Source organism: Xanthobacter sp. NM-59, from assembly GCF_021401125.1.
GTDB lineage: Bacteria > Pseudomonadota > Alphaproteobacteria > Rhizobiales > Xanthobacteraceae > Xanthobacter.
Genome location: NZ_JACBFQ010000008.1, coordinates 196132 through 216500, shown reverse-complemented (window position 1 = coordinate 216500; position 20369 = coordinate 196132). Strand labels below are relative to the sequence as shown.

17 protein-coding genes are annotated in these 20369 nt (G+C 67.5%); 13 read left to right on the top strand and 4 right to left on the bottom strand.

The window, feature by feature from the left end; translation table 11 throughout:
- Positions 1-274: 274 nt before the first annotated feature.
- The 9 genes from arsC (at position 275) to nadC (ending at position 11353) form a co-directional block, all read left to right on the top strand.
- A complete protein-coding gene (gene arsC / locus L0966_RS15425) occupies positions 275-637 on the top strand; it encodes an arsenate reductase (glutaredoxin) (RefSeq protein ID WP_234052836.1) in 363 nt (120 codons plus the stop codon).
- A gap of 91 nt (positions 638-728) precedes the next feature.
- Positions 729-4355 (top strand): response regulator, encoded by a 3627-nt coding sequence (locus L0966_RS15420; protein WP_234052835.1) that lies wholly within the window; start codon positions 729-731, stop codon positions 4353-4355.
- On the top strand, positions 4352-5194 hold the full coding sequence (locus L0966_RS15415; protein ID WP_234052834.1) for a protein-glutamate O-methyltransferase CheR: 843 nt from the start codon (positions 4352-4354) through the stop codon (positions 5192-5194). The genes L0966_RS15420 and L0966_RS15415 overlap by 4 nt, the downstream gene beginning before the upstream one ends.
- Before the next feature lie 19 nt (positions 5195-5213).
- A complete protein-coding gene (locus L0966_RS15410; protein ID WP_234052833.1) occupies positions 5214-5762 on the top strand; it encodes a chemotaxis protein CheB in 549 nt (182 codons plus the stop codon).
- Positions 5759-6808, top strand: coding sequence for a diguanylate cyclase domain-containing protein (locus L0966_RS15405; RefSeq protein WP_234052832.1), 1050 nt, complete (start codon positions 5759-5761; stop codon positions 6806-6808). Before L0966_RS15410 ends, L0966_RS15405 begins: the two co-directional genes overlap by 4 nt.
- An 87-nt stretch (positions 6809-6895) precedes the next feature.
- Positions 6896-7870 carry a hypothetical protein gene (locus tag L0966_RS15400; RefSeq protein ID WP_234052831.1) on the top strand — a complete coding sequence of 325 codons (975 nt, stop codon included), beginning with the start codon at positions 6896-6898 and terminating at the stop codon, positions 7868-7870.
- Between the two features lie 59 nt (positions 7871-7929).
- Complete coding sequence (gene nadA, locus L0966_RS15395; RefSeq protein WP_234052830.1) at positions 7930-8937, top strand: quinolinate synthase NadA; 1008 nt, start codon at positions 7930-7932, stop codon at positions 8935-8937.
- Positions 8934-10490 carry an L-aspartate oxidase gene (locus tag L0966_RS15390; RefSeq protein WP_234052829.1) on the top strand — a complete coding sequence of 519 codons (1557 nt, stop codon included), beginning with the start codon at positions 8934-8936 and terminating at the stop codon, positions 10488-10490. The genes nadA and L0966_RS15390 overlap by 4 nt, the downstream gene beginning before the upstream one ends.
- 11 nt (positions 10491-10501) lie before the next feature.
- The gene (gene nadC / locus L0966_RS15385) at positions 10502-11353 is read left to right on the top strand and encodes a carboxylating nicotinate-nucleotide diphosphorylase (RefSeq protein WP_234052828.1); all 852 of its coding nucleotides are present in this window, start codon (positions 10502-10504) and stop codon (positions 11351-11353) included.
- Positions 11354-11386: 33 nt separating this feature from the next.
- On the opposite strand, the gene L0966_RS15380 is transcribed toward nadC, so the two are convergent.
- A complete protein-coding gene (locus tag L0966_RS15380) occupies positions 11387-11848 on the bottom strand; it encodes a MarR family winged helix-turn-helix transcriptional regulator (RefSeq protein ID WP_234052827.1) in 462 nt (153 codons plus the stop codon).
- 337 nt (positions 11849-12185) lie between these two features.
- Between L0966_RS15380 and L0966_RS15375 the strand changes: the two genes are divergently transcribed.
- The 3 genes from L0966_RS15375 to L0966_RS15365 all read left to right on the top strand — a co-directional run bounded on the left by L0966_RS15375 (position 12186) and on the right by L0966_RS15365 (position 15957).
- Positions 12186-13370: a cytochrome-c peroxidase gene (locus L0966_RS15375; protein WP_370640756.1), complete on the top strand. Its 1185-nt coding sequence runs from the start codon at positions 12186-12188 to the stop codon at positions 13368-13370.
- A gap of 146 nt (positions 13371-13516) precedes the next feature.
- Positions 13517-13981, top strand: a complete 465-nt coding sequence (locus L0966_RS15370; protein WP_234052826.1) for a MarR family winged helix-turn-helix transcriptional regulator — start codon at positions 13517-13519, stop codon at positions 13979-13981.
- On the top strand, positions 13981-15957 hold the full coding sequence (locus L0966_RS15365) for an FUSC family protein (RefSeq protein ID WP_234052883.1): 1977 nt from the start codon (positions 13981-13983) through the stop codon (positions 15955-15957). The genes L0966_RS15370 and L0966_RS15365 overlap by 1 nt, the downstream gene beginning before the upstream one ends.
- A 111-nt stretch (positions 15958-16068) precedes the next feature.
- Here L0966_RS15365 and recR read toward each other — a convergent pair whose 3' ends face one another.
- Complete coding sequence (gene recR / locus L0966_RS15360) at positions 16069-16674, bottom strand: recombination mediator RecR (protein WP_234052825.1); 606 nt, start codon at positions 16672-16674, stop codon at positions 16069-16071.
- Between the two features lie 858 nt (positions 16675-17532).
- Between recR and L0966_RS15355 the strand changes: the two genes are divergently transcribed.
- Positions 17533-18000, top strand: a complete 468-nt coding sequence (locus L0966_RS15355; protein WP_234052824.1) for a MucR family transcriptional regulator — start codon at positions 17533-17535, stop codon at positions 17998-18000.
- A gap of 597 nt (positions 18001-18597) precedes the next feature.
- Here L0966_RS15355 and L0966_RS15350 read toward each other — a convergent pair.
- Together L0966_RS15350 and L0966_RS15345 are read right to left on the bottom strand one after the other, a co-directional pair.
- The gene (locus L0966_RS15350; protein ID WP_234052882.1) at positions 18598-19485 is read right to left on the bottom strand and encodes a ParB/RepB/Spo0J family partition protein; all 888 of its coding nucleotides are present in this window, start codon (positions 19483-19485) and stop codon (positions 18598-18600) included.
- A gap of 32 nt (positions 19486-19517) precedes the next feature.
- The gene (locus L0966_RS15345; protein ID WP_234052823.1) at positions 19518-20360 is read right to left on the bottom strand and encodes a ParA family protein; all 843 of its coding nucleotides are present in this window, start codon (positions 20358-20360) and stop codon (positions 19518-19520) included.
- Positions 20361-20369: the final 9 nt, after the last annotated feature.

Genomic DNA, 20369 nt, shown 5'->3' with positions numbered 1-20369 from the left:
TCGATTGGCACGGTCGGCGGCGAGAATGCCAGACCCGCCGCCCCCGCGCCACACCCCAGGCGCCGCCCGTCGCCATCCCGTGGCGGAAAGGCCGCGCGGTCTTTGGCTACCAAGGCGCGGCCGCGACCGAATGGCGCGGCCGCCGCGCGCAGCCATCCAAACCGGCGGGGGAGGGCGATCGAGGCGGCGATTGACAGCCCCATTCCACAGCCGCTTGATGGCATCGCGCCACGTTCGCGGCGCCGCTTCCCCACCTGTTCCGGAGCCTTCGCCCATGAGCGGCTCGTCCCCCGTCACCATCTGGCACAACCCGTCCTGCGGCACCTCGCGCAACACGCTGGCCTTGCTGCGCGAGGCAGGCATCGAGCCGACCATCGTGCAATATCTGAAAACGCCGCCCACCCGCGCGGAGCTGGCCGCGGCCATCACCGCGGCGGGCGTTTGCGTGCGCGACGTGGTACGCCGCAAGGGCGCGCTCTACACCGAGCTGGGCCTCGACGACCCCTCCCTCTCGGACGATGCGCTGCTCGATGCCCTGATCGCCCATCCGGCCCTGATCGAGCGGCCGTTCGTATTCACCGAAAAGGGCGTGCGCCTGTGCCGGCCCATGGAGCGCGTGCGGGAAATCCTGCCCTGAGCGCGGGGAAATTCCCCCGTCGCTTCAGCACTTTTTTCCGATTGCCTGTTTCATTGCCGGCCGAGCCCGTCGCAGCATCATGGGGAAGCGCATGTCCGACGCAACGTCCGGCGTAACGTCCGAGGCCACCTCGACCACCGCATCGGCCTCGGCGCCCGCCAGCGCCTCGAACAGCTCCTGGCTGGCGAACCTGCCGCTGCAATGGAAGTTCGGCGGGGTGGTCATCATCCTGCTGGTGTTCTTCCTGGTGGTGCTCGGCGCCAACAGCCTGACGCTGAAGGTGGCCAACGACCTGCAGGCCCAGTCCGACATGCTGGTGCGAGAGGTCACCCTTGCCAATACGGCGACGCGCGCGGTCAACCGGCGCCGGCTGGAAGTGGTGCACGCCGCGTTCAGCGCGCCGGCCACCCTCGCCAAGCGCCTGGAAGGCGCGGACGATGCCGTCTCCGACGCCATCGAGGCGCTCCAGCAGGCCACCGCCGACACCCCAGAAATGCGCGCGGCGGCCGATCGGGCGGGGCAGATCAACGAGCGCTGGTCGGAGAACTCCGCCGCGCCCCTGGTCGCCCTCACCGAGCGCGGCGACACCTCGGCGGATGCCGAGAATTTCGCCCTGCGGCGCTTCCTGGAGGCCGAGCAGGGCGCGAACGGCAGCTTCGTCCTGCTGCGCACCCTGGAGCAGATCGATTCCTTTGCCGCCGCGCGCCTGGAAGGGGCGCGCAACCAGCTCGAGCGTGTCGAGAACATGCTGAAGTTCATCGATGCCATCGCGCTCATCATGACGCTTGCGGCCGGCATCGGTGCCTTGTTCATCACCTCGCGCCTCATCAGCCGGCCGCTGCGGCAGCTCGCCTCCCACATGGAGCAGATCGCCAATCGCGATTTGAGCATCAAGATTCCATTCGCCGACCGGCGCGACGAGGTCGGCACCATCGCCCGCGCCCTGAAGGTGTTCAAGGCCATGGCGGTGGACACTCACGAGAGCGACTGGGTGAAGACCGGCGTCGCCGCGGTGTCCGAGAAGCTGCAGCAGGCGGAAGACCTTTCCACCTTCGCCAACGATCTCCTGGAGGAGCTGGCGCCGCGGCTCAATGCCGGGGTGGGGGTGTTCTACGCCTTCGACGACGCCAGCCGGACGCTGAACCTCACCGGCACCTATGCCTATGAGGCGCGGCGCCACCTGTCCACCAGCTACAAGCTGGGCGAGGGGCTGGTGGGCCAGTGCGCCCGTGAGCGCCGGCCGATCGTGCTCTCCCCGGTGCCCGGCGACTATGTCCGCATCCATTCCGGCACCGGCGAGGCCCCGCCGCTGGCGGTGGCGGCGGTGCCCGTCATCAACAAGGATCGGCTACTGGGCGTCATCGAGTTCGCGAGCTTCGAGCCCATCGCCGGCGCCCGCCAGCGCCTGCTGAAGGACACGGCGCCCGTCATCGCCCTGTCCCTCGACAACCTCTCGCGCGCCATCCGCACCCTGGAGCTGCTGGAGCAGACCCAGCGCCAGACCACCGAGCTGCGGGTGGCGGAGGAGGAGCTGCGCACCCAGCAGGAGGAGCTGCGCGCCACCAACGAGCAGCTTCAGCAGCAGTCGCAGAAGCTGGCCGCCTCCGAGGAAGAACTGCGGGTGCAGGCCGAGGAGCTCCAGCGCACCAATGACGGGCTGCGCCGCAATTCCGAGGAGCTGACCGAGCAGAAGGCGGCGCTTGAGACCCTCAACCAGGAGGCCGAGGCCCGGGCCGACGAGCTGGCCCGCGCCAACCAGTACAAGTCCCAGTTCCTGGCCAACATGTCCCACGAGCTGCGCACGCCGCTCAACAGCCTGCTCATCCTCGCCCACGATTTGTCCGAGAACCACAACAAGCACCTCGACGCCGACGAGGTGGAAGCCGCCGGCATCATCCATTCTTCCGGCACCAACCTGCTGCGCCTCATCAACGACATCCTCGACCTCTCGAAGGTGGAGGCGGGCAAGATGGACGTGGTGCACGAGCCGGTGAGCATCGGCGCCGTCGCCACCCGCATGGAGCGCAACTTCCGCCATGTGGCGCAGGAAAAGGGCCTCGACTTCACCGTCACCGTGCAGCCCGACGCGCCGGCCCATATCCTGACCGACGACGGCAAGCTGGAGCAGATCACCAACAACCTTCTGGCCAATGCCTTCAAGTTCACCAGCGAGGGCGGCGTCAGCGTCACCTTCGCCCCCGGCGCCGGGGACAAGCTGGTGGTGAGCGTGACCGACACCGGCATCGGCATTCCCGAGGACAAGAAGGAAAGCATCTTCCAGGCCTTCGAGCAGGTGGACGCCTCCACCCGCCGGCAGTTCGGCGGCACCGGCCTCGGGCTCGCCATCACCCAGCGGCTGGCCGGCCTGCTGGGCGGCGACGTGACGGTGGAAAGCCAGCTCGGCCAGGGCTCCACCTTCCGCGTCACCCTGCCCGTCGGCGAGGTAGACCACGCCGATGTGGCGGGCCCCGCGCCGGTCCCCGCCCCGGCCCGCCCGCCGGTGATGCCCGCGCCCCGGCCGCGGCCCGCCCTGGTGGTGGAGGATGATCGCGAAGCCCTGAAGGAGGGCGGCACCACCATCCTGGTGGTGGAGGACGACCCCGCCTTCGCCCGCACGCTGGTGAACCTAGTCCGACGCAAGGGCTATCAGGTGCTCGCCGCCATGGACGGCGAGAGCGGGCTGGACCTCGCCCGCCGCTACCGGCCCACCGGCATCCTGCTGGACGTGATGCTGCCCGGCATGGACGGCTGGACCGTCATCGAGCGGCTGAAGGCGGACGCCTCCACCCGCCACATTCCGGTGCACTTCGTCTCCGCCCTCGACGAGGCCAAGCGCGGGCGCGACCTCGGCGCGGTGGGCTTCCTTACCAAGCCGGTGAGCGCGGAAGACCTCAGCGGCGCCCTCGCCACCCTCACTCATTTCTCCCTCAACCAGCCGCGCTCGGTGCTGGTGGTGGACGACGATGCGGGCGCGCGCCTGGCCGTGCGCAAGCTCATCGGCGGCGAGCATGTGCAGATCCTGGAGGCCGGCAGCGGCGAGGAGGCGCTGGAGCTCATCGGCCGCGAGAGCGTGGATTGCGTGGTGCTGGATCTCGGCCTGCCCGGCATGTCCGGCTTCGAGCTTCTGGAGCGCATCGCCGCCAGCGGCCGGCAGGTGCCGGTGGTGGTCTATTCCGGCCGCGACCTCACCCCCGAGGAAAGCCTGAAGCTGCGCGCCTTCACCGACAGCATCGTCATCAAGGGCGCGCGCTCTCCCGAGCGGCTCATGGACGAGGTGAGCCTGTTCCTGCACTCGGTGCGGCAGGAGGCGAAGGCCCTCGGCGACGACCCGGACGGCGACCTGAAGGGCCGCCGGCTGCTGCTGGTCGACGACGACATGCGCAACATCTACGCCCTCGCCAAGGTGCTGCGCGGCAAGGGCATCGAGGTGACACTGGCCCAGGACGGCGCCAAGGCGGTCAGCCAGCTGGACACTCACCCGGATCTCGAGATCGTGCTCATGGACATCATGATGCCGGTGATGGACGGCTACGAGGCCATGGAGGAGATCCGCAAGCGGCCGCAATTCGCCAAGCTGCCCATCATCGCCCTCACCGCCAAGGCCATGAAGGATGACCGCGAGAAGTGCCTGGCCGCCGGCGCCAGCGACTATCTCTCCAAGCCCATCGACGTGCCGAAGCTGCTCTCCATGATCCGCGCCTGGCTGCCGCCCCGATGACCGACCCCAACGATCTTCTGGCCCTGGAAGAGCTGGAGCTCGACCTGTTCGTGACGGCGCTGGACCGGCGCTACGGCTACGACTTCTCGGGCTATAGCCGCGCCTCGCTCACGCGCCGCGTGCGCAATCTTCAGACGCAGTTCCGCGCGCCCACCATCAGCGCGCTCACGGACCTGCTGCTGCATCACCCCGATCGCGTCGCCGACGCCATCTCCAACCTGTCGGTGCCGGTATCGGAGTTCTTTCGCGATCCGCACGTATTCCGGGCCTTGAAGGAGAAGGTGTTTCCCATCCTCTCCTCATACCCGGCCATCAACATCTGGCAGGCGGGCTGCGCCCACGGGCAGGAGGTGTACTCGCTCGCCATCCTGCTCATGGAAGCCGGGCTCTATGAGCGCGCGCGCATCTACGCCACCGACATTTCGGCCGACGCCCTGGCACGGGCGCGGGAGGGCATCTTTCCCCTCCAGGACGCGCGCGATGCCTCCCGCCGCTACCTGGACAGCGGCGGCGCGCTCAGCTTCTCCGACTATTACCACGCGCGCTACGACTTCCTGAAACTCGACGAGCGGCTGATTTCCCACGTCACCTTCGCCGAGCACAATCTCGTCACCGACGCGGTGTTCTGCGAAGCGCACCTCATCTTGTGCCGCAACGTGCTCATCTATTTCTCCAATCCGCTGCAGGACCGGGTGCTGGGCATGTTCGCCGACAGCTTGGTGCGCGGCGGCTTCCTGTGCATCGGCACCCGCGAGAACCTGCAGTTCAGCGCCGCCCGCGAGAAGTTCCAGGTTCTCGACCTTGATGCCCAGCTCTACCGGCGCAAGAGCGGAGGTTGACGCGATGGGAGGAGCGGTCGTGATCGGCGCTTCCGCCGGGGGGCCCAGCGCCCTCCAGCGCCTGTTGGCGTGTCTCGATGGCGATCTTCCCGCGGCGGTGGTGGTGGTGAATCACGTGGGTTCGCAGGGGCCTGATCTGCTCCATGAGATGCTGGCGCAGCGCTCGCGGCTGCCGGTGCAACTGGCGCAGGAACGCACCCCCGTGAGCGCGGGACACGTGCATGTGGCACCCGCCGGCTATCACCTGCTGATCGAGCGCGATCGGCACTTTTCCCTTTCAGTGGACCCGAAAGTGTGCTTCTCCCGACCTTCGATCGACGTCCTGTTCGAAACGGCAGCGCGGGCGTACCAGAAAAGCCTTATTGGTGTCGTTTTCACCGGAGCTAGCAGCGACGGTGCGGAGGGTCTTGCGCAGATCCGTCAGTTGGGAGGCCTCGCCTTGGTACAAGCTCCGGAAGATGCCGAAGTGGCGACGATGCCGCGGGCGGCCCTGGAGCGCGCTGGCGCGGACCTGTGCGGCCCCATCGAGGAGCTCGCGGGGTTCATCAACGAGGCCTGCCGGTCATGAACGAGACATCCGGCGTCGAAGCCCGTCCCAAGATCCTGGTGGTGGATGATGTCGCCGCCAATCTCGCCGGCATGCGCCGCCTGCTGGCGGCTGTCGATGCGGACATCTACGAGGCGAAATCCGGCAACGAGGCGCTCGCTTTGTGCCTCGACCACCGCTTCGCTCTGATCCTGCTCGACGTGCAGATGCCGGACATGGACGGGTTCGAGGTGGCCTCCCTCCTCAACAACGATCCGGCCACGTGTGACATCCCCATCGTGTTCGTGACCGCCGCCTATCTCGACGACATCAACCGCCTGAAGGGCTACACCTTCGGCGCGGTGGACTACATCGCCAAGCCCATCAATGATGCCGTCCTGCTCTCCAAGGTCACGGTGTTCCTGGAACTGCACACCTCCAAGATGCGCCTGAAGGCCGCCATGGAGGAGCTGGAGAAGCGCAATCGCCAGCTCGAAGTGGAGATAGAGGAACGCCGGCGGGTGGAAAAGCAGGTGCGCCACATGGCCACCCACGATTCCCTCACCGGGCTCGGCAACCGCATCCTGTTCATGGAGCACCTCTCCCGCGCCTTCGCCCAGGCTGAGCAGGCCGGCCGCGCATTCGCGCTGCTGTACATCGACATTGACGGCTTCAAGCAGGTGAATGACCGCCACGGCCACGCCGCCGGGGACGAGCTGCTGTGCACCATTGCCCAGCGCCTGCGCACCAACCTGCGGCACGAGGATTTCGCCGTGCGGCTGTCGGGCGACGAGTTCGCCGTGATCATGGTGGACCTGCCGGACGAGCGCGTGGCCCTCGCCCAGGGCGAGCGGCTGTGCACGGCGCTGCGCGAGCCCTATGAGCTGAGCCAGGCCACTCCGCCCGCCTCCGTCACCGTCGGCGCCAGCATCGGTATCGCCCTCTATCCCCTGCATGCCAACAATGCCGCCGCCCTGATGCGGCGCGCGGATACGGCCATGTATGAGGTGAAGAAGAGCGGCAAGGGCAGTGTACGGCTCGCCGCGCCCGAACCGGCCGAGCTGCAGGGTCTGGCCGCCAATGCCTGAGGCCCGGCCGCCGCACGCGGGCCGGCCTGCCGCCCCGAAGCGGCCCTCCAAGCCCCGCGCGATGCCATCTCCGTGGAAGCCGCGTCCATGACACAGCCCAGCGAGCGGACCAAGCCCGGCGAGGGCGCTGACCCCGCCGCCGTCCACGCCATCCAGGCGGACCTCATCGCCGTTCTGGTGGCGGTATCGTCGGGCGCGCCGCGGGTGATGACGCTGGATCGCGGGCGGGCCCTGCCTTCCGGCCCGTTCGAGCTCGGCCATCGCTCACTGCAATCGGGCCTGCGCGCGTGGGTGGAACAGCAGACCCACCATCCGCTCGGCTATGTGGAGCAGCTCTACACCTTCGCCGACAAGGATCGGGGCGGGGAGAGCGGGGCGCGCACCATTTCCATCAGCTATCTCGGCCTCACCCGCGAGCTTTCGGACGGGGAGGGCGGCTGGCGCAGCTGGTACGACTACTTCCCCTGGGAGGACCACCGCGCCGGGCTTCCGCCCGTTATCGGCCAGGTCATTGCTCCCGCCCTCGCGGACTGGAGCGGGGAGGCGCCGGGCGCGGCGACCCGCGACGCCCGCCACCAGCGCGCCGCCACCGCCTTCGGGCTCGACGAGCAGCCCTGGAATGAGGAGCTGACCCTGCAGCGTTACGAGCTGCTGTACGAGGCCGGTCTGGTGCCCGAGGGTCGCAACGGCCGGGGCGTCGACCCCCAAGGGCTGGTCCAAGAGCTGGTACCTGGCAGCGCCATGATCGGTGATCATCGCCGCATCCTCGCCACCGGCATCGCCCGGCTGCGGGCCAAGATCAAATATCGCCCGGTGGTGTTCGAGCTGATGCCGGACACCTTCACCCTGCTACAACTGCAACGTTGCGTTGAAGCCCTTGCCGGACGCACCGTTCACAAGCAGAATTTTCGCCGGCTCATGGAGCAGCAGGAGCTGGTTGAGGAAACCGGCGAAATGACCTCCGAAAGCATTGGCCGGCCTGCGAAACTCTTCCGCTTCCGCCACGCCGTTCTGGCCGAGCGCGCCTTCGCGGGAACAAAACTCCCCCTCGCCCGCACTTGACAGGGCTTATGCTCAGGGTAAGCATATAGCCAATATATGCTCAAACTGAGTATAGCCATATGACCAATGTCACCCGTGTCGACATGCCCTCGGTGGGCACCGCGACCCAGCGCAACTCCCACCTCTACGAGCGGGTGAAGCGCATCATTCATCCTGCGGAATGGGAGCTGCTTTCGGATGATGTGGAGGCGATCCAGCATCTGAAGATCGAGCGCAACGCGGTCATCCTCGCCCACAATTACCAGACCCCCGAAATCTACCACTGCGTGGCGGATATCGTGGGCGACAGCCTCACCCTCGCCCGCGAGGCGGCCACCACGGACGCCGACGTGATCGTGCTGGCGGGCGTGTATTTCATGGCCGAGACGGCCAAGCTCCTCAATCCCGACAAGACGGTGCTGATCCCCGATCCCACCGCCGGCTGCTCGCTCGCCGAGTCCATCACCCCGGAAGGCGTGCGGCAGATGCGCCGGGAGCATCCCGGCCTGCCGGTCATCGCCTATGTGAACACCTCGGCGGCGGTGAAGGCGGAAGTGGACATCTGCTGCACTTCGGGCAATGCCAGGAAGGTGGTCAATTCCTTCGGCGTGCCGAAGGTCATCATGCTGCCCGACCAGTATCTGGCGGCGAACGTGGCCAATGAGACCGGCATCGAAATCGTGTCCTGGCCCGGCCAATGTGAGGTGCACGAGCGCTTCACCGCCGCCGACGTGGCGGAGCTGCGGGAGGCCCATCCCGGCGTCACGGTGCTGGTGCATCCCGAATGCCCGCCGGAGGTGGTGAAGGTGGCGGATTTCGCCGGCTCCACCGCCGCCATGGCCGATTATGTGGGCGAGAAGCGGCCGAGCAGCGTCGTTCTGCTGACCGAATGCTCCATGAGCGACAATGTCTCCCTGCAATATCCCGATCTGGAGTTCGTGCGGCCCTGCAATCTGTGCCCGCATATGAAGAAGATCACCATCGCCAACATTCGCACCGCGCTGGAGGAGAACCTGCACGTGGTGGAAATCGACCCCGACGTGGCGGCCCGCGCCCGCCGCTCGGTGGAACGGATGCTGGAGCTGTGACCGCCGTCACCGGCTCCCTCGCCGGCCTCGATGACCGGCCCGTCATCATCGGCGGCGGGGTGGCGGGGCTCTCGGCGGCGCTGTTCCTGGCGCCGCGCCCGGTGGTTCTCCTCACCCGCGCCCTGCTGGGCGACGACGGATCGAGCCCCCTGGCCCAGGGTGGCATGGCCGCCAGCATGGGCGAAGATGACGACGCGGAGTTGCATCTCGCCGACACCCTGGCCGCCGGCGACGGCCTGTGCGACGCCGACATGGCGCGCCGCATCCTCTTAGCCGCTCCTGCGGCCATCTCCGATCTGGCCGCCATCGGCACGCGCTTCGACCGCGACCAGGGCGGGCGCCTCGCCCTTGGCCTGGAGGCGGCCCACAGCCGCCGCCGCATCGTCCACGCCCACGGCGACGCCACCGGGCGAGAACTGGTGCGCGCCCTGGCCGCCGCCGTGCGCGCCTGTCCCTCCGTCACGGTGGTGGAGGGGGTGGAGGTCCGCCGGCTGGTGACGGCGGACGGGGCCATTGCCGGCGTGCTGGTGGCGGGCGGCCATGGCGGCACCCTGCTGCGCACCCGCCAGGTGGTGCTGGCCACCGGGGGCGTGGGCGCCCTGTTCGAGCACACCACCAATCCCGATTCCTCCTTTGGCCTGGGCCTGGCGCTGGCCGCGCGGGCAGGGGCCGAGCTGGCGGACCTGGAATTCGTGCAGTTCCACCCCACCGCTTTGGCTGGCGGGGCGCGGCCGCTCTCCCTGGTCAGCGAAGCCGTGCGCGGGGAGGGGGCCCTTCTCGTCACCGCCGACGGCACCCGCTTCCTCGCCCATGTGCCCGGCGCCGAGCTGGCCCCGCGCGATGTGGTGGCGCGGGCGGTGTGGGCGGAGCTGATGGCGGGGCGCGAGGTGTTCCTGGATGCGCGCGCAGCCCTTGGCGCGGGCTTCGCCGCGCGGTTTCCGGCCATTGCCGGCCTCTGCGCCGCCGCCGGCGTGGATCCCGCGCGCCAGCCCATCCCCATCCGCCCGGCCGCGCACTACCACATGGGCGGTATCGCGGTGGATGCGGACGGGCGCAGCACCGTCGAAGGGCTGTGGGCCTGCGGCGAGGTGGCGTCCACCGGGCTCCACGGCGCCAACCGGCTTGCCAGCAACTCCCTGGTGGAAGGCGCGGTCTGCGGCCGCTGGGTGGCCGAGAACATCGCCGGCGCCCCGCCGGCCCCGCCGGCCCGGCGCCTTCCCGCGGAAATGCCGCCGGCGCCAGATGCCGCCCCGGCGCGGGCCGTGGTGTCGCGCCATCTCGGCGTGCTGCGCGATGCCGAGGGATTGAAGGCCGCCATCGCCGCCCTGGCGCCCCTCGCCCGCGCGGCCGGGCCCGCCGCCGATCCCGCCCTTGCCGGCCTCATGATGGCGGTGTGCGCCCTCGGCCGCGAGGAAAGCCGGGGGGCGCACAGCCGCACCGACTTTCCCGCCACGGCGGCGCGGGCGCTGCGCTCCCGCATCACGCTCGAACAGGCCCATGCGGCGGCTGAGACACTCACCGCGTCTCCCGCCGCCCGCGCCAGCCTTCACTGACGGACATTGCCATGGATATCGCCCCGCTTCCGCCTCTCCTCGTCGAGCCCATCGTCCGCGCCGCCCTGGTGGAGGATCTCGGCCGGGCCGGCGACATCACCACCGATGCCGTGGTGCCCGCCGGCTACCACACGCGCATGGATCTGGTGGCCCGCCAGGCCGGCGTGGTGGCGGGGCTCGATTGCGCGCGTCTCGCCTTCGCTTTGATGGATGACGCCATTTCCTTCGAGCCGCAGCTGGCCGATGGGGCGCCGGTGGAGCCGGGCATGCTCATCGCCCGCGTGGCGGGCCCCGGGCGTGGCATTCTCACGGCCGAGCGCGCGGCCCTCAACCTCATGTGCCGCCTCTCCGGCATCGCCAGCGCTACCGCCACGCTGGTGGAGGCGGTGCGCGGGCACAAGGCGCACATCGTGTGCACCCGCAAGACCACGCCGGGCCTGCGCACGCTGGAGAAGTACGCGGTGCGGGCGGGCGGCGGCTCCAACCACCGCTTCGGGCTCGATGACGCGGTGCTGGTGAAGGACAATCACATTGCCATCGCCGGCTCGGTCACCGAGGCGGTGCGGCGCGTGAAGGCCCATGCGGGCCACATGGTGAAGATCGAGGTGGAGGTGGACACCCTCGACCAGCTCCGCGAGCTGATGCCGCTCGGCGCCGATGCCGTCCTCCTCGACAATATGTCGCCTTTGACCCTGAAGGAGGCGGTGGAGCTGGTGGACGGGCGGATGATCACCGAGGCATCCGGCCGCGTTTCACGTGAAACCGCCCCCGCCATCGCCGCCGCCGGGGTGGACCTGATCTCCGTGGGCTGGCTCACCCACAGCGCCCCCATCCTCGACATCGGTCTCGACGCCGCGCAATAGGGCGCTTTCCAAAGCCCTCGCGGGGCTGGCCCCTCAGCTCTTCGCCAGCTCTCCGAGGGCCGTGCGCAGGGTGATGGGGTCCACCTCGCCCAGACGCGCCTCCACCTCCGCGTTCACCTGCCGCCACACCTCGCTCGCCTCCGCCAGCAGCTCCTGGCCGCTGGAGGTGAGCGCGATGCGGCGCACCCGCCGGTCGCTCCCGTCCGCCACCACCGCCGCCAGCCCGCGCCGCACCAGCGGCTTCAGGTTCGACGTGATGGTCGTGCGGTCCATGCCCATGGCCTCCGCAAGACGTGTCACCGTGAAAGGCTCGGACCGGCTGAGCGTCGCGAGCAGCGAGAACTGCCAATTGGTGAGGCCGAGAGGACGGAACGCCTCGTCGAACGAGCGGCCCACGATGCGGCTCGCGCGCTGGACGGCAAGGCAAAGGCAGGTTTCCCCCACCGTATGCGCGAGATCGGCGGGTCGAACATCGGAAGAGGCAGCAGCGGGCATGGGCTCATGAGGCTCGGTGTCGCTTGAACCTGCAAGATTAAAGCGGCCCGCTGAACAAGCGAAGCGAAACCGTTGCTGCGCTGCATCCAGACCCGGCCCGCGAAAGACGTTTAGAGCGCCTCCAATGTATTGCCAGGGCCGCTGTTTCGTAACTTTCCGGATTGTCCCGCAGGTGCGAAGCGCGCTTCATGCCTGAAAATGCGTCCGAATGGCCCATAGGGACCACAGGCAGTGCCGTGCGGGCAAAGCTCCGCGCGCACCGGCAAGGAGCAAGACAGTGACTTTTCCGTTCGCCGGCCCCAGCGGCGGCCATGGTCGCGGCGCCCGCGACGAACGCATCCGGCGGCCTCGCCCCCGCCTGTTCCTTGCCGTCGCCGCCAGCCTCGCTCTGTTGGCGACCCCGCCGCAAGGCGCGCACGCCGAGGATGGCCCGGACCTCGCGACACCGCAAAAGCTGGGCGAGGCGCTGTTCTTCGACACCAACCTGTCGAAGAACCGCACGCAGTCCTGCTCTTCCTGCCATTCGCCCGACCATGCCTTCATCGACCCGCGCCAGACCCCGGCGGCCGGCGGCGCCGTCTCCCTGGGCGATGACGGCACCTCCCTCGGCGATCGCAACGCGCCCACGGCCGCGTATGCCAGGTTCAGCCCGTCCTTCGGCAAATCCCCGAAGCCCGGCCTTTATCACGGTGGCCAGTTCCTCGACGGCCGCGCCGCCGATCTCGCCGAGCAGGCCGGCGGCCCGCCCCTCAATCCGCTGGAAATGGGCATGCCCGACAAAGCAAGCGTGGTGGCCCGGCTGAAGGAGAACCCCGCTTATGTGAGCGCGTTCGACACGCTCTACGGCAAGGGCGTGCTCGACAAACCGGAGCGGGGCTATGCGACCATGACCAAAGCCATCGCGGCCTTCGAGGAAACCCCGCTTTTTGCTCCGTTCGACTCCAAATATGACCGCTATCTGCGCGGCGAGGTGAAGCTGACGGACGAGGAAGAACTGGGGCGGGTGCTGTTCTTCTCCAACCAGTTCACCAATTGCAGCCTGTGCCACCAGCTCAACGCGCAGGGCGGCCAGGCGGGCGAGACTTTCTCAAATTACGAGTTCCACAATATCGGCGTGCCGCGCAACGACGAGGCCCGCGCCGCCGCTGGCCTGAAGCCCGACAGCCGGGACCTGGGCCTGGCCCAGAATCCGCACCTGAAGGGAAAGGACAAGAAAACACAGGCGGGCCGCTTCAAGGTGCCAACCCTGCGCAACGTGGCGGTGACCGGCCCCTACATGCACAATGGAGTGTTCAAGGACCTGCGCACGGTGATCCTCTTCTACAACACCTACAACACGCAGAATCCGGCCCGCCACATCAACCCGGAAACCGGCAAGCCCTTTGCTCCGCCGGAAGTTGCGCAGAACATCTCCATGAAGGAACTGGAGACGGGCCCGGCCCTGGACGACAAACGAATCGACGCTTTGGTGGCCTTCCTGAAGACCCTCACCGACAAGCGCTACGAAAACCTGCAGAACTGACGGGGGCGGCAAGCGGGGACGCACGGGGCAGGGGCTCCGTGGCCACCGACGGCCTGCGTTCAGCGCACGGCCCGCGCGCATAGCCATGCGCTCGGCGCAGTGCGGTGGGCATTGTCATCCAATTTATCCTAATCCAAATAAATTGGATGCAAACTAATGACTCGAGCCGCCGCCGTTTCGGCATTCAGCTGGTGGGCCTTGCGCGCCGCTGGCGCCGGGCGCTGGACCTGCGTCTGGCCGCCATCGGCCTCAGCGACGCCACCTGGGCACCTCTCGTGCATCTTTCAGAACGGGGCGATGGCCTCTGCCAGAAAGAACTGGCGCTGGCCGTGGGTATCGATGATTCGACCCTGGTCCGCCTCATCGACCTGCTGGCGGAACACGGCCTGGTGGAACGCCGTGTCAGCGCGCGTGACCGCCGGCTGAAGCTGCTGCACCTCACGCCCGCCGGCCGGGCCGCGGTGGCCGATATCCGCATCAAGCTGGCGCATATCGAGGATTGGCTGCTCGAGGATCTCACCGACGCTGAGATTGACGCGCTGATGTCCGCCTTCGCCCGCATCGAGGGGCGCATCCAGGCGTCCGCTTCCAGCACGGAAATCGAACCGTGATGTCCGCTCCAGGCTTCCTCACCCGGCTCGGGTTCGACGGGCCGCGGCTCGCCTTCACTGTCCGCACCGCAATCGCCTCCGCGCTGGCGCTGGCCGCGGCCGCGCTGCTACACATCGACAATCCCCAGTGGGCGGCCATGACGGTGTGGGTGGTGGCCCAGCCCACGCGCGGCCAGCTGCTGGAGAAGGGCGCCTTCCGCATCATCGGTACCCTCACGGGGGCGCTGGTGGGCGTGGGCCTCATCCTGGGCTGCGCCGACACGCCCGCTTTGCTGGTGGTGGGGCTCGCCGCATGGATCGGCCTGTGCGCCGGGGCCGGCAACCTCATCGGCGGCTTCACGGGCTATGGCACCATTCTGGCCGGCTATTCCGCCGCCATGGTGGCGCTGGTGGACTTCAGCCACCCGGACCACATCTATGGCCTCGCGCTCGACCGCGTGCTGACCATCTGCGTGGGTGTGGCGGTGTCGTTCGCCGTAGGCTGGCTCTTCACGCCCGCCAGCGCCGAATCCGATCTGTTCGGCCGCGCCCGCCGGCTTACGGCCCGGGTGCTGCGACATCTGGCGCAGGGCCTCGACACCGCCGACATGTCGCCCTTCTTCACCGAAGAACGGGCCATCATCTCGGAAATGGCCGCCATTGACGATGCGCTGGACCCCCACGCCGCCGGGTCTGCGCGCAGCCGCCGCGTCGTGCGCCACATCCGCACCCTGATGGCGGCCCTGCTCGGCGCGCTGGTTCTGGCGCGTGGCCGGGCCGGCACCTCCCCCACGCCGCTGCAGCGCGAGGAAGGGATCGCCGCCCTGCGCGCCGCCGCCGATGCCCTCGATGCCTCCACGCCCGATACGGTGCCCCTCGCGCACCTGCCGCCGCGGCTCGCCCGGGACCGCGACGACACCGGCCTCGCCCAAGTGGCCGAAACCCTGGCACGCGCCTACCAGGCCCTTCAGGCCCCGCAGCTCCCCGCGCTGGAGGAAGACACGGACGACCTGCCGCAGCTTCTGCTCCACCGCGACGTGGTGGGCGCCCGCGCCGCCACCCTGCGCGCGGCCGGCGCCGTGCTGGTGGTGGGCGCCCTGTGGCTGGCCACGGGCTGGACCTATGGCCCCTTCATGCTGATGGGCGCGGCCATCATGACCTCTCTGTTCTCCACCTTCGACAATCCGGCTCTCACCATGCGCTTCGTGCTCGGCGGCTCGGTGGCGGGCGGGCTCGCGGCGCTGGCCGCGCGCTGGCTGGTGCTGCCCCACGCCGGCGATCTGGTGCAGGTGATCGCGCTCACCGTGCCCTTCATCCTCATCGGCGCCCTGGTGATGGCCCACCGCAGGACGATGCTCGCCGGCATGGACTACAACATGTCGTTGCTGCTGCTGCTCCAGCCCGCCTTCCCCCTCCACGGAACGGTGGTGGGCATGGCGCAGATGGTGTTCGCCATGCTGCTTGGACCACTCATCGCAATGCTCGCCTTCCGCCTGGCCTTCCCCATGGATGCACGGCGGCGGCGCGCCATGCTGGTGGGCATGATGGTGAATGAGCTGAGGGCCATGGCGCGCGCGCCGCTCGACGCCGCGGCGGTGGCGCGCTGGCGGGCGCGGCTCTACCACCGGCTGCTGCGGCTGGTGCGCTGGACCGAGAAATCCGGAGACCGGGATTTCGCCGCCGTGGACGGGGGCCTCGCCGCCCTGGCCTTGGGCACCGCCATCCGCACCCTGCATGCCGCCTCGCGCGAACCGGATATTCCCGACAGCCTCGCCCGGGCCCTGCACGCAGCGCTCGCCAGCTTCCGCCTGCTGCCGCAAGACCCTGGCCGCGTCGCCAATGCGCTGGAGCGGGCCGCGAGCCGCCTCGCCCGCAACGGCCGCGACGGCGCCGATACGCTGCGCCGCGCGGATGCCGCCCTGCGCGCCAATGTCGGCTTCTTCCTCGATTCGAACGCCACAGCTGCGCGCCCCCTGACGCGCAGGGCTCCAGCGTGAAGCTGACGCTCGAAAAGCGAGCACGCGCCGCGAGAGCGCGCTCGAAAATGAAAGCACAAGCCGCTTCCGCGTCTCCCTGAAACACCGAAGCGGCTTTGCGCCTGCGCCGTGTCACATCTGCGTGCGGGCCCGGATCGCCGCCGAAAGCGTACCCTCGTCGAGATAGTCCAGCTCGCCGCCCACCGGCACGCCTTGCGCGAGGCGTGTCACGCGCACCGGAAGGTCTCGCAGAAGATCGGTGATGTAATGGGCGGTCGTCTGCCCATCCACCGTTGCGCCGAGTGCAAGAATGACCTCGGCGATCTTCTCATCATGTACGCGCGCCACGAGCTTCGCGAGATTGAGATCTTCCGGCCCGATGCCATCGAGCGGCGACAGCACGCCGCCCAGCACGTGATAGCGTGCGCTGAGCACCGCCGCGCGCTCCATCGCCCACAGATCCCCCACATCCGCCACCACCACCAGCACCCGCCCGTCCCGCACCGGGTCCGTGCACACGGTGCAGGGGTCGCAAACATCGACATTGCCGCAGACCCGGCATTCCACGACCTTGTCGAGTACATCGCTCAGCGCGCGCTGAAGCGGCACCATCAGGCCTTCGCGCTTCTTGATGAGCTGCAGCACCGCGCGTCGGGCTGAGCGGGGGCCAAGGCCGGGCAGCCGCGCCAGGAGCTGGATGAGACGTTCGATTTCCGGTCCGGCGACAGCGCGAGGCATGGCCTTCTTCATCTCCTGAGCAAGAGCTGAGGGCGCGTGTAAACCTTTGCGGCGCCCGCGCCAACCAACCCGCTGCGAAGCCCCCCGCCGCGAAGCCCCCCGGCATCCGTGGCAAGTCATCGGCTCCCGCCGACCCGCGCACCAGCCTGTGGTTATTCTACCCCTTACGGCGTATCGCCATTTTCGCGCTCGGCATCGACGGGTCCACCTTTTGGATATTCATCCCCGGACGCGAACATTTACATCATTCCAGCGGAAAGCATGCGCCGCATCGCTGCGCATCCTGCTTTCACCTTGAATGCCGAATGATCACCAATCTTCGCGGACCTCACTCCGCTGCGATCTTGAGCCGGCAGAGCTCCTTTTCTTCGCTCTTCAGGCAACGGCATGTTGATGCCACGCACCCGTTGAAGACGGCACCGCGCTGCCTTCGCTGAAGGCGTTATTCCCTGCACTCTACGAAAGTGCGCCACACGAAATCTTCGCCGCACGGCCACCCCGCAGCCGGCCAAGGCATCCACCCCGAATTCGCAGTGCAAGAATGAGCGGGTTCATCGCGCGCTACAGCCATCGGTTGTTGTCAGGACTTGCCGAGCCACCGGCATTCCGCATTTTGATAACGAATCATGACCATAACCGGCGCTCCTGAACGCCTTTCATCTCCCAGCGGCATCCCCTGGCTGTTTCATCTTCAAACCCGCATAGATGCTTGGTTTCGAAGTTTTTTGAAACACCCGATTGTAGCGAGATTACGCCCGGGTATAGAATATTTGCAAAGCTTCGACTTTACAGATATTTCTACAACATCAGTGCTGTCCAAACGGACAGCCGTAGCGTGCAAGCAGAAAGGGATGCCCCGTGAGCGACTCCTCCTCCAATCCGCAGTCGCCGAGCCACATCGACTTCACCGCCGACATCGTTGCCGCCTATGTGAGCAACAATAGCGTGGCCGCAGCAGATCTTCCGGCGCTCATCGAGTCCGTTCATCGCGCTCTGGGCCAGCTCGGCGCTCCTGTGGCCCCGCCGGTGGAAGAGCAGAAACCCGCTGTTCCGGTCAAGAAGTCCGTGACCCCGGAATACATCGTCTGCCTCGAGGACGGTAAGAAGTTCAAGTCGTTGAAGCGTCACCTGCGCACCAGCTACGGCATGACTCCCGACGCCTACCGCGAAAAGTGGGGTCTCCCGAAGGATTATCCCATGGTCGCCCCGGCCTATGCTGCCGCGCGCTCGGAGCTCGCAAAGAATATGGGCCTCGGCCAGAGCCGGAAGAAGGCCCCGGTGGCCCCTGCGAAGAAGCCCACCCGCCGGCGCGCCGCCACGGCCTGATCCTTCACTCACGGCGGCTATTTCTACGCTGGCGTGACGAAGATCTTTTTTGCCGACAATCCGGTGCGAGAGTGACAGCCCAACTGGGCACCTTCGCACCGGAGCTGCTGCCTCGTCGTTCACGACCGATGACGACAGACCCCGGAAGATATCCGCGCCATTGAGACGTGCGGCCAGCTGGCCGCAGTGCCGTTGCCAATTCTTCGGCATCCAAGAGGCGCGATCTCCTGCCGACCTCGCAGGTTTGCTGTACAAGTCGGCCTGGATTTCCCGTCAAGCCAGCGGCATGACCATGCCAGGACTTGCGGCGGCTGTCGCCTCCGCACCAGCCAGGTTTCCGCTTCAAGAGCACAAACACTTCCGGCCGGAAATAGACCCGCGTCACGTGGAGGAACTCAAACGAGCCTCGACTAGGGTCGTTCCGTCTCCACACGGCTTTCACTGATCAATACATACGAGCGCGTCCAGAGGGCATGCCCTACGCGTCCGCCGGCGCGCCCTCGGGACGCGCATGTCTTCTTTCGCCTTCCGGCCTAGCCACGCTCTCGTTCATTGACCAACCGTCGCTGGAGAACGGGGCCGCTGGCGCTCACCTGTTCAATCAACGCCAAGTCGGCGGCACAGGTCGTCCAATTGGTCCAGGTTGGAGAACCGAATCCGCAGCTCGCCGCCTTCGCCCCGGCTTTCCAACGTGACATTCAAGCCCAGGCCATCACACAGTCGACGCTCAAGTGCGCGAACATCCGCCGACTTCTCACTCTCCTTCGAGGCCTTGGAGGGACCAGCGGAAACGGGCGGACGGGCCTTCACCAGCGCTTCCACGTCGCGCACGTTCAGCCCTTTTTCGACAACCTGACGCGCGATCTGAGCCGGGTCCTCATGGCCGACCAGCGCGCGCGCATGGCCCGCCGTCAGGCGCCCATCCTCCAGATAGATCTTCACCTCATCAGGCAGCTTCAGAAGCCGGAGCGTGTTTGCGATATGGCTGCGGCTCTTACCAATTACCTTTGCAAGATCGCTTTGCGTATAAGCGAACTCAGCCATCAAAGACTCGTAGCCCTGCGCTTCCTCCACCGGGTTCAGATCGGCGCGCTGAACATTCTCGATAATTGCAATTTCGAGAGCTTCCCGATCGGTCAGCTCCAGCACGATCACCGGGACTTCGTGCAATGCCGCCCTTTGCGCCGCGCGCCACCGCCGCTCGCCCGCGACGATCTCATAGGCGCTGAGCCCCGCCAGAGGTCGAACCACGATCGGCTGAATAATCCCCTTTTCACGGATTGATGCCGTCAGGTCTTCCAATCCTTCCTCGAGAAAGGCGCGCCGAGGATTGCGCGGATTGGCCCGCACCTGCTCGATGGGCAGCCGGCGCGGTGGGGCAGCCGGGGCCGGAGCGACCGGCACCGCCTGCGGCTCTGGGTCGTTCATCTCGCCGATCAGCGCAGCAAGGCCTCGGCCAAGCCGAGAGCGCGGTTCATCCGCCATGGCAGCGTTTTCCCCTGTCTTCACGATCACATTCACGCCGCCGCTCGCGCCGCTCGCTCGCGCTGGATCACCTCCGACGCCAACTTCAGATAGGCCTGGGAGCCCGCGCACTTCAGGTCGTAAAGCAGCGCCGGCTTACCGTAGGACGGAGCCTCTGAAATCCGCACATTCCGCGGGATGACGGTATCATATACCTTCTCACCCATGAACGCCCGGACGTCCTGCACCACCTGATCGGAAAGGTTGTTTCGCCCGTCATACATGGTGAGAACGATGCCATGGATCACGAGATTGGGATTAAGTCCGGCCCGAACCTGATCCACGGTGGTCATCAGCTGAGACAGCCCTTCCAACGCGAAGAACTCGCACTGCAGGGGAACGACAATGGCATCCGACGCCGCCATGGCATTCACCGTGAGCAGTGACAAGGACGGCGGACAGTCCACGAGAACATAGCTGTAGCGCGGTGCCGAGGGGTCCTCAGCCAGGGCCTGCAGAGCGTTCCGCAGCCGGAACGCCCGATCCCGCGCCGACGCGATCTCAAGCTCAAGACCCGACAGGTCGAGTGTGGACGGGGCCACATGGAGGGCCGGCACTCCGGTTTCCATGATGGTGTCGCGAAAGGACGCTTCCCCTACGAGGACATCATAGGTGGACCTTTGCCGCGCGCGGCGGTCAATGCCAAGGCCCGTGGAAGCATTACCCTGCGGATCCAGATCCACCACCAGAACCTTCTCGCCGATGGCGGCGAGGGCCGTCCCGAGATTGATCGCAGTCGTGGTTTTGCCCACACCCCCCTTTTGATTGGCGAGCGCAAGCACGCGAGCCCGGGGAGGGGAAGAGGACGAAGGGGAAGAAGCGCCAAGATCGCTCATGGGTCGACG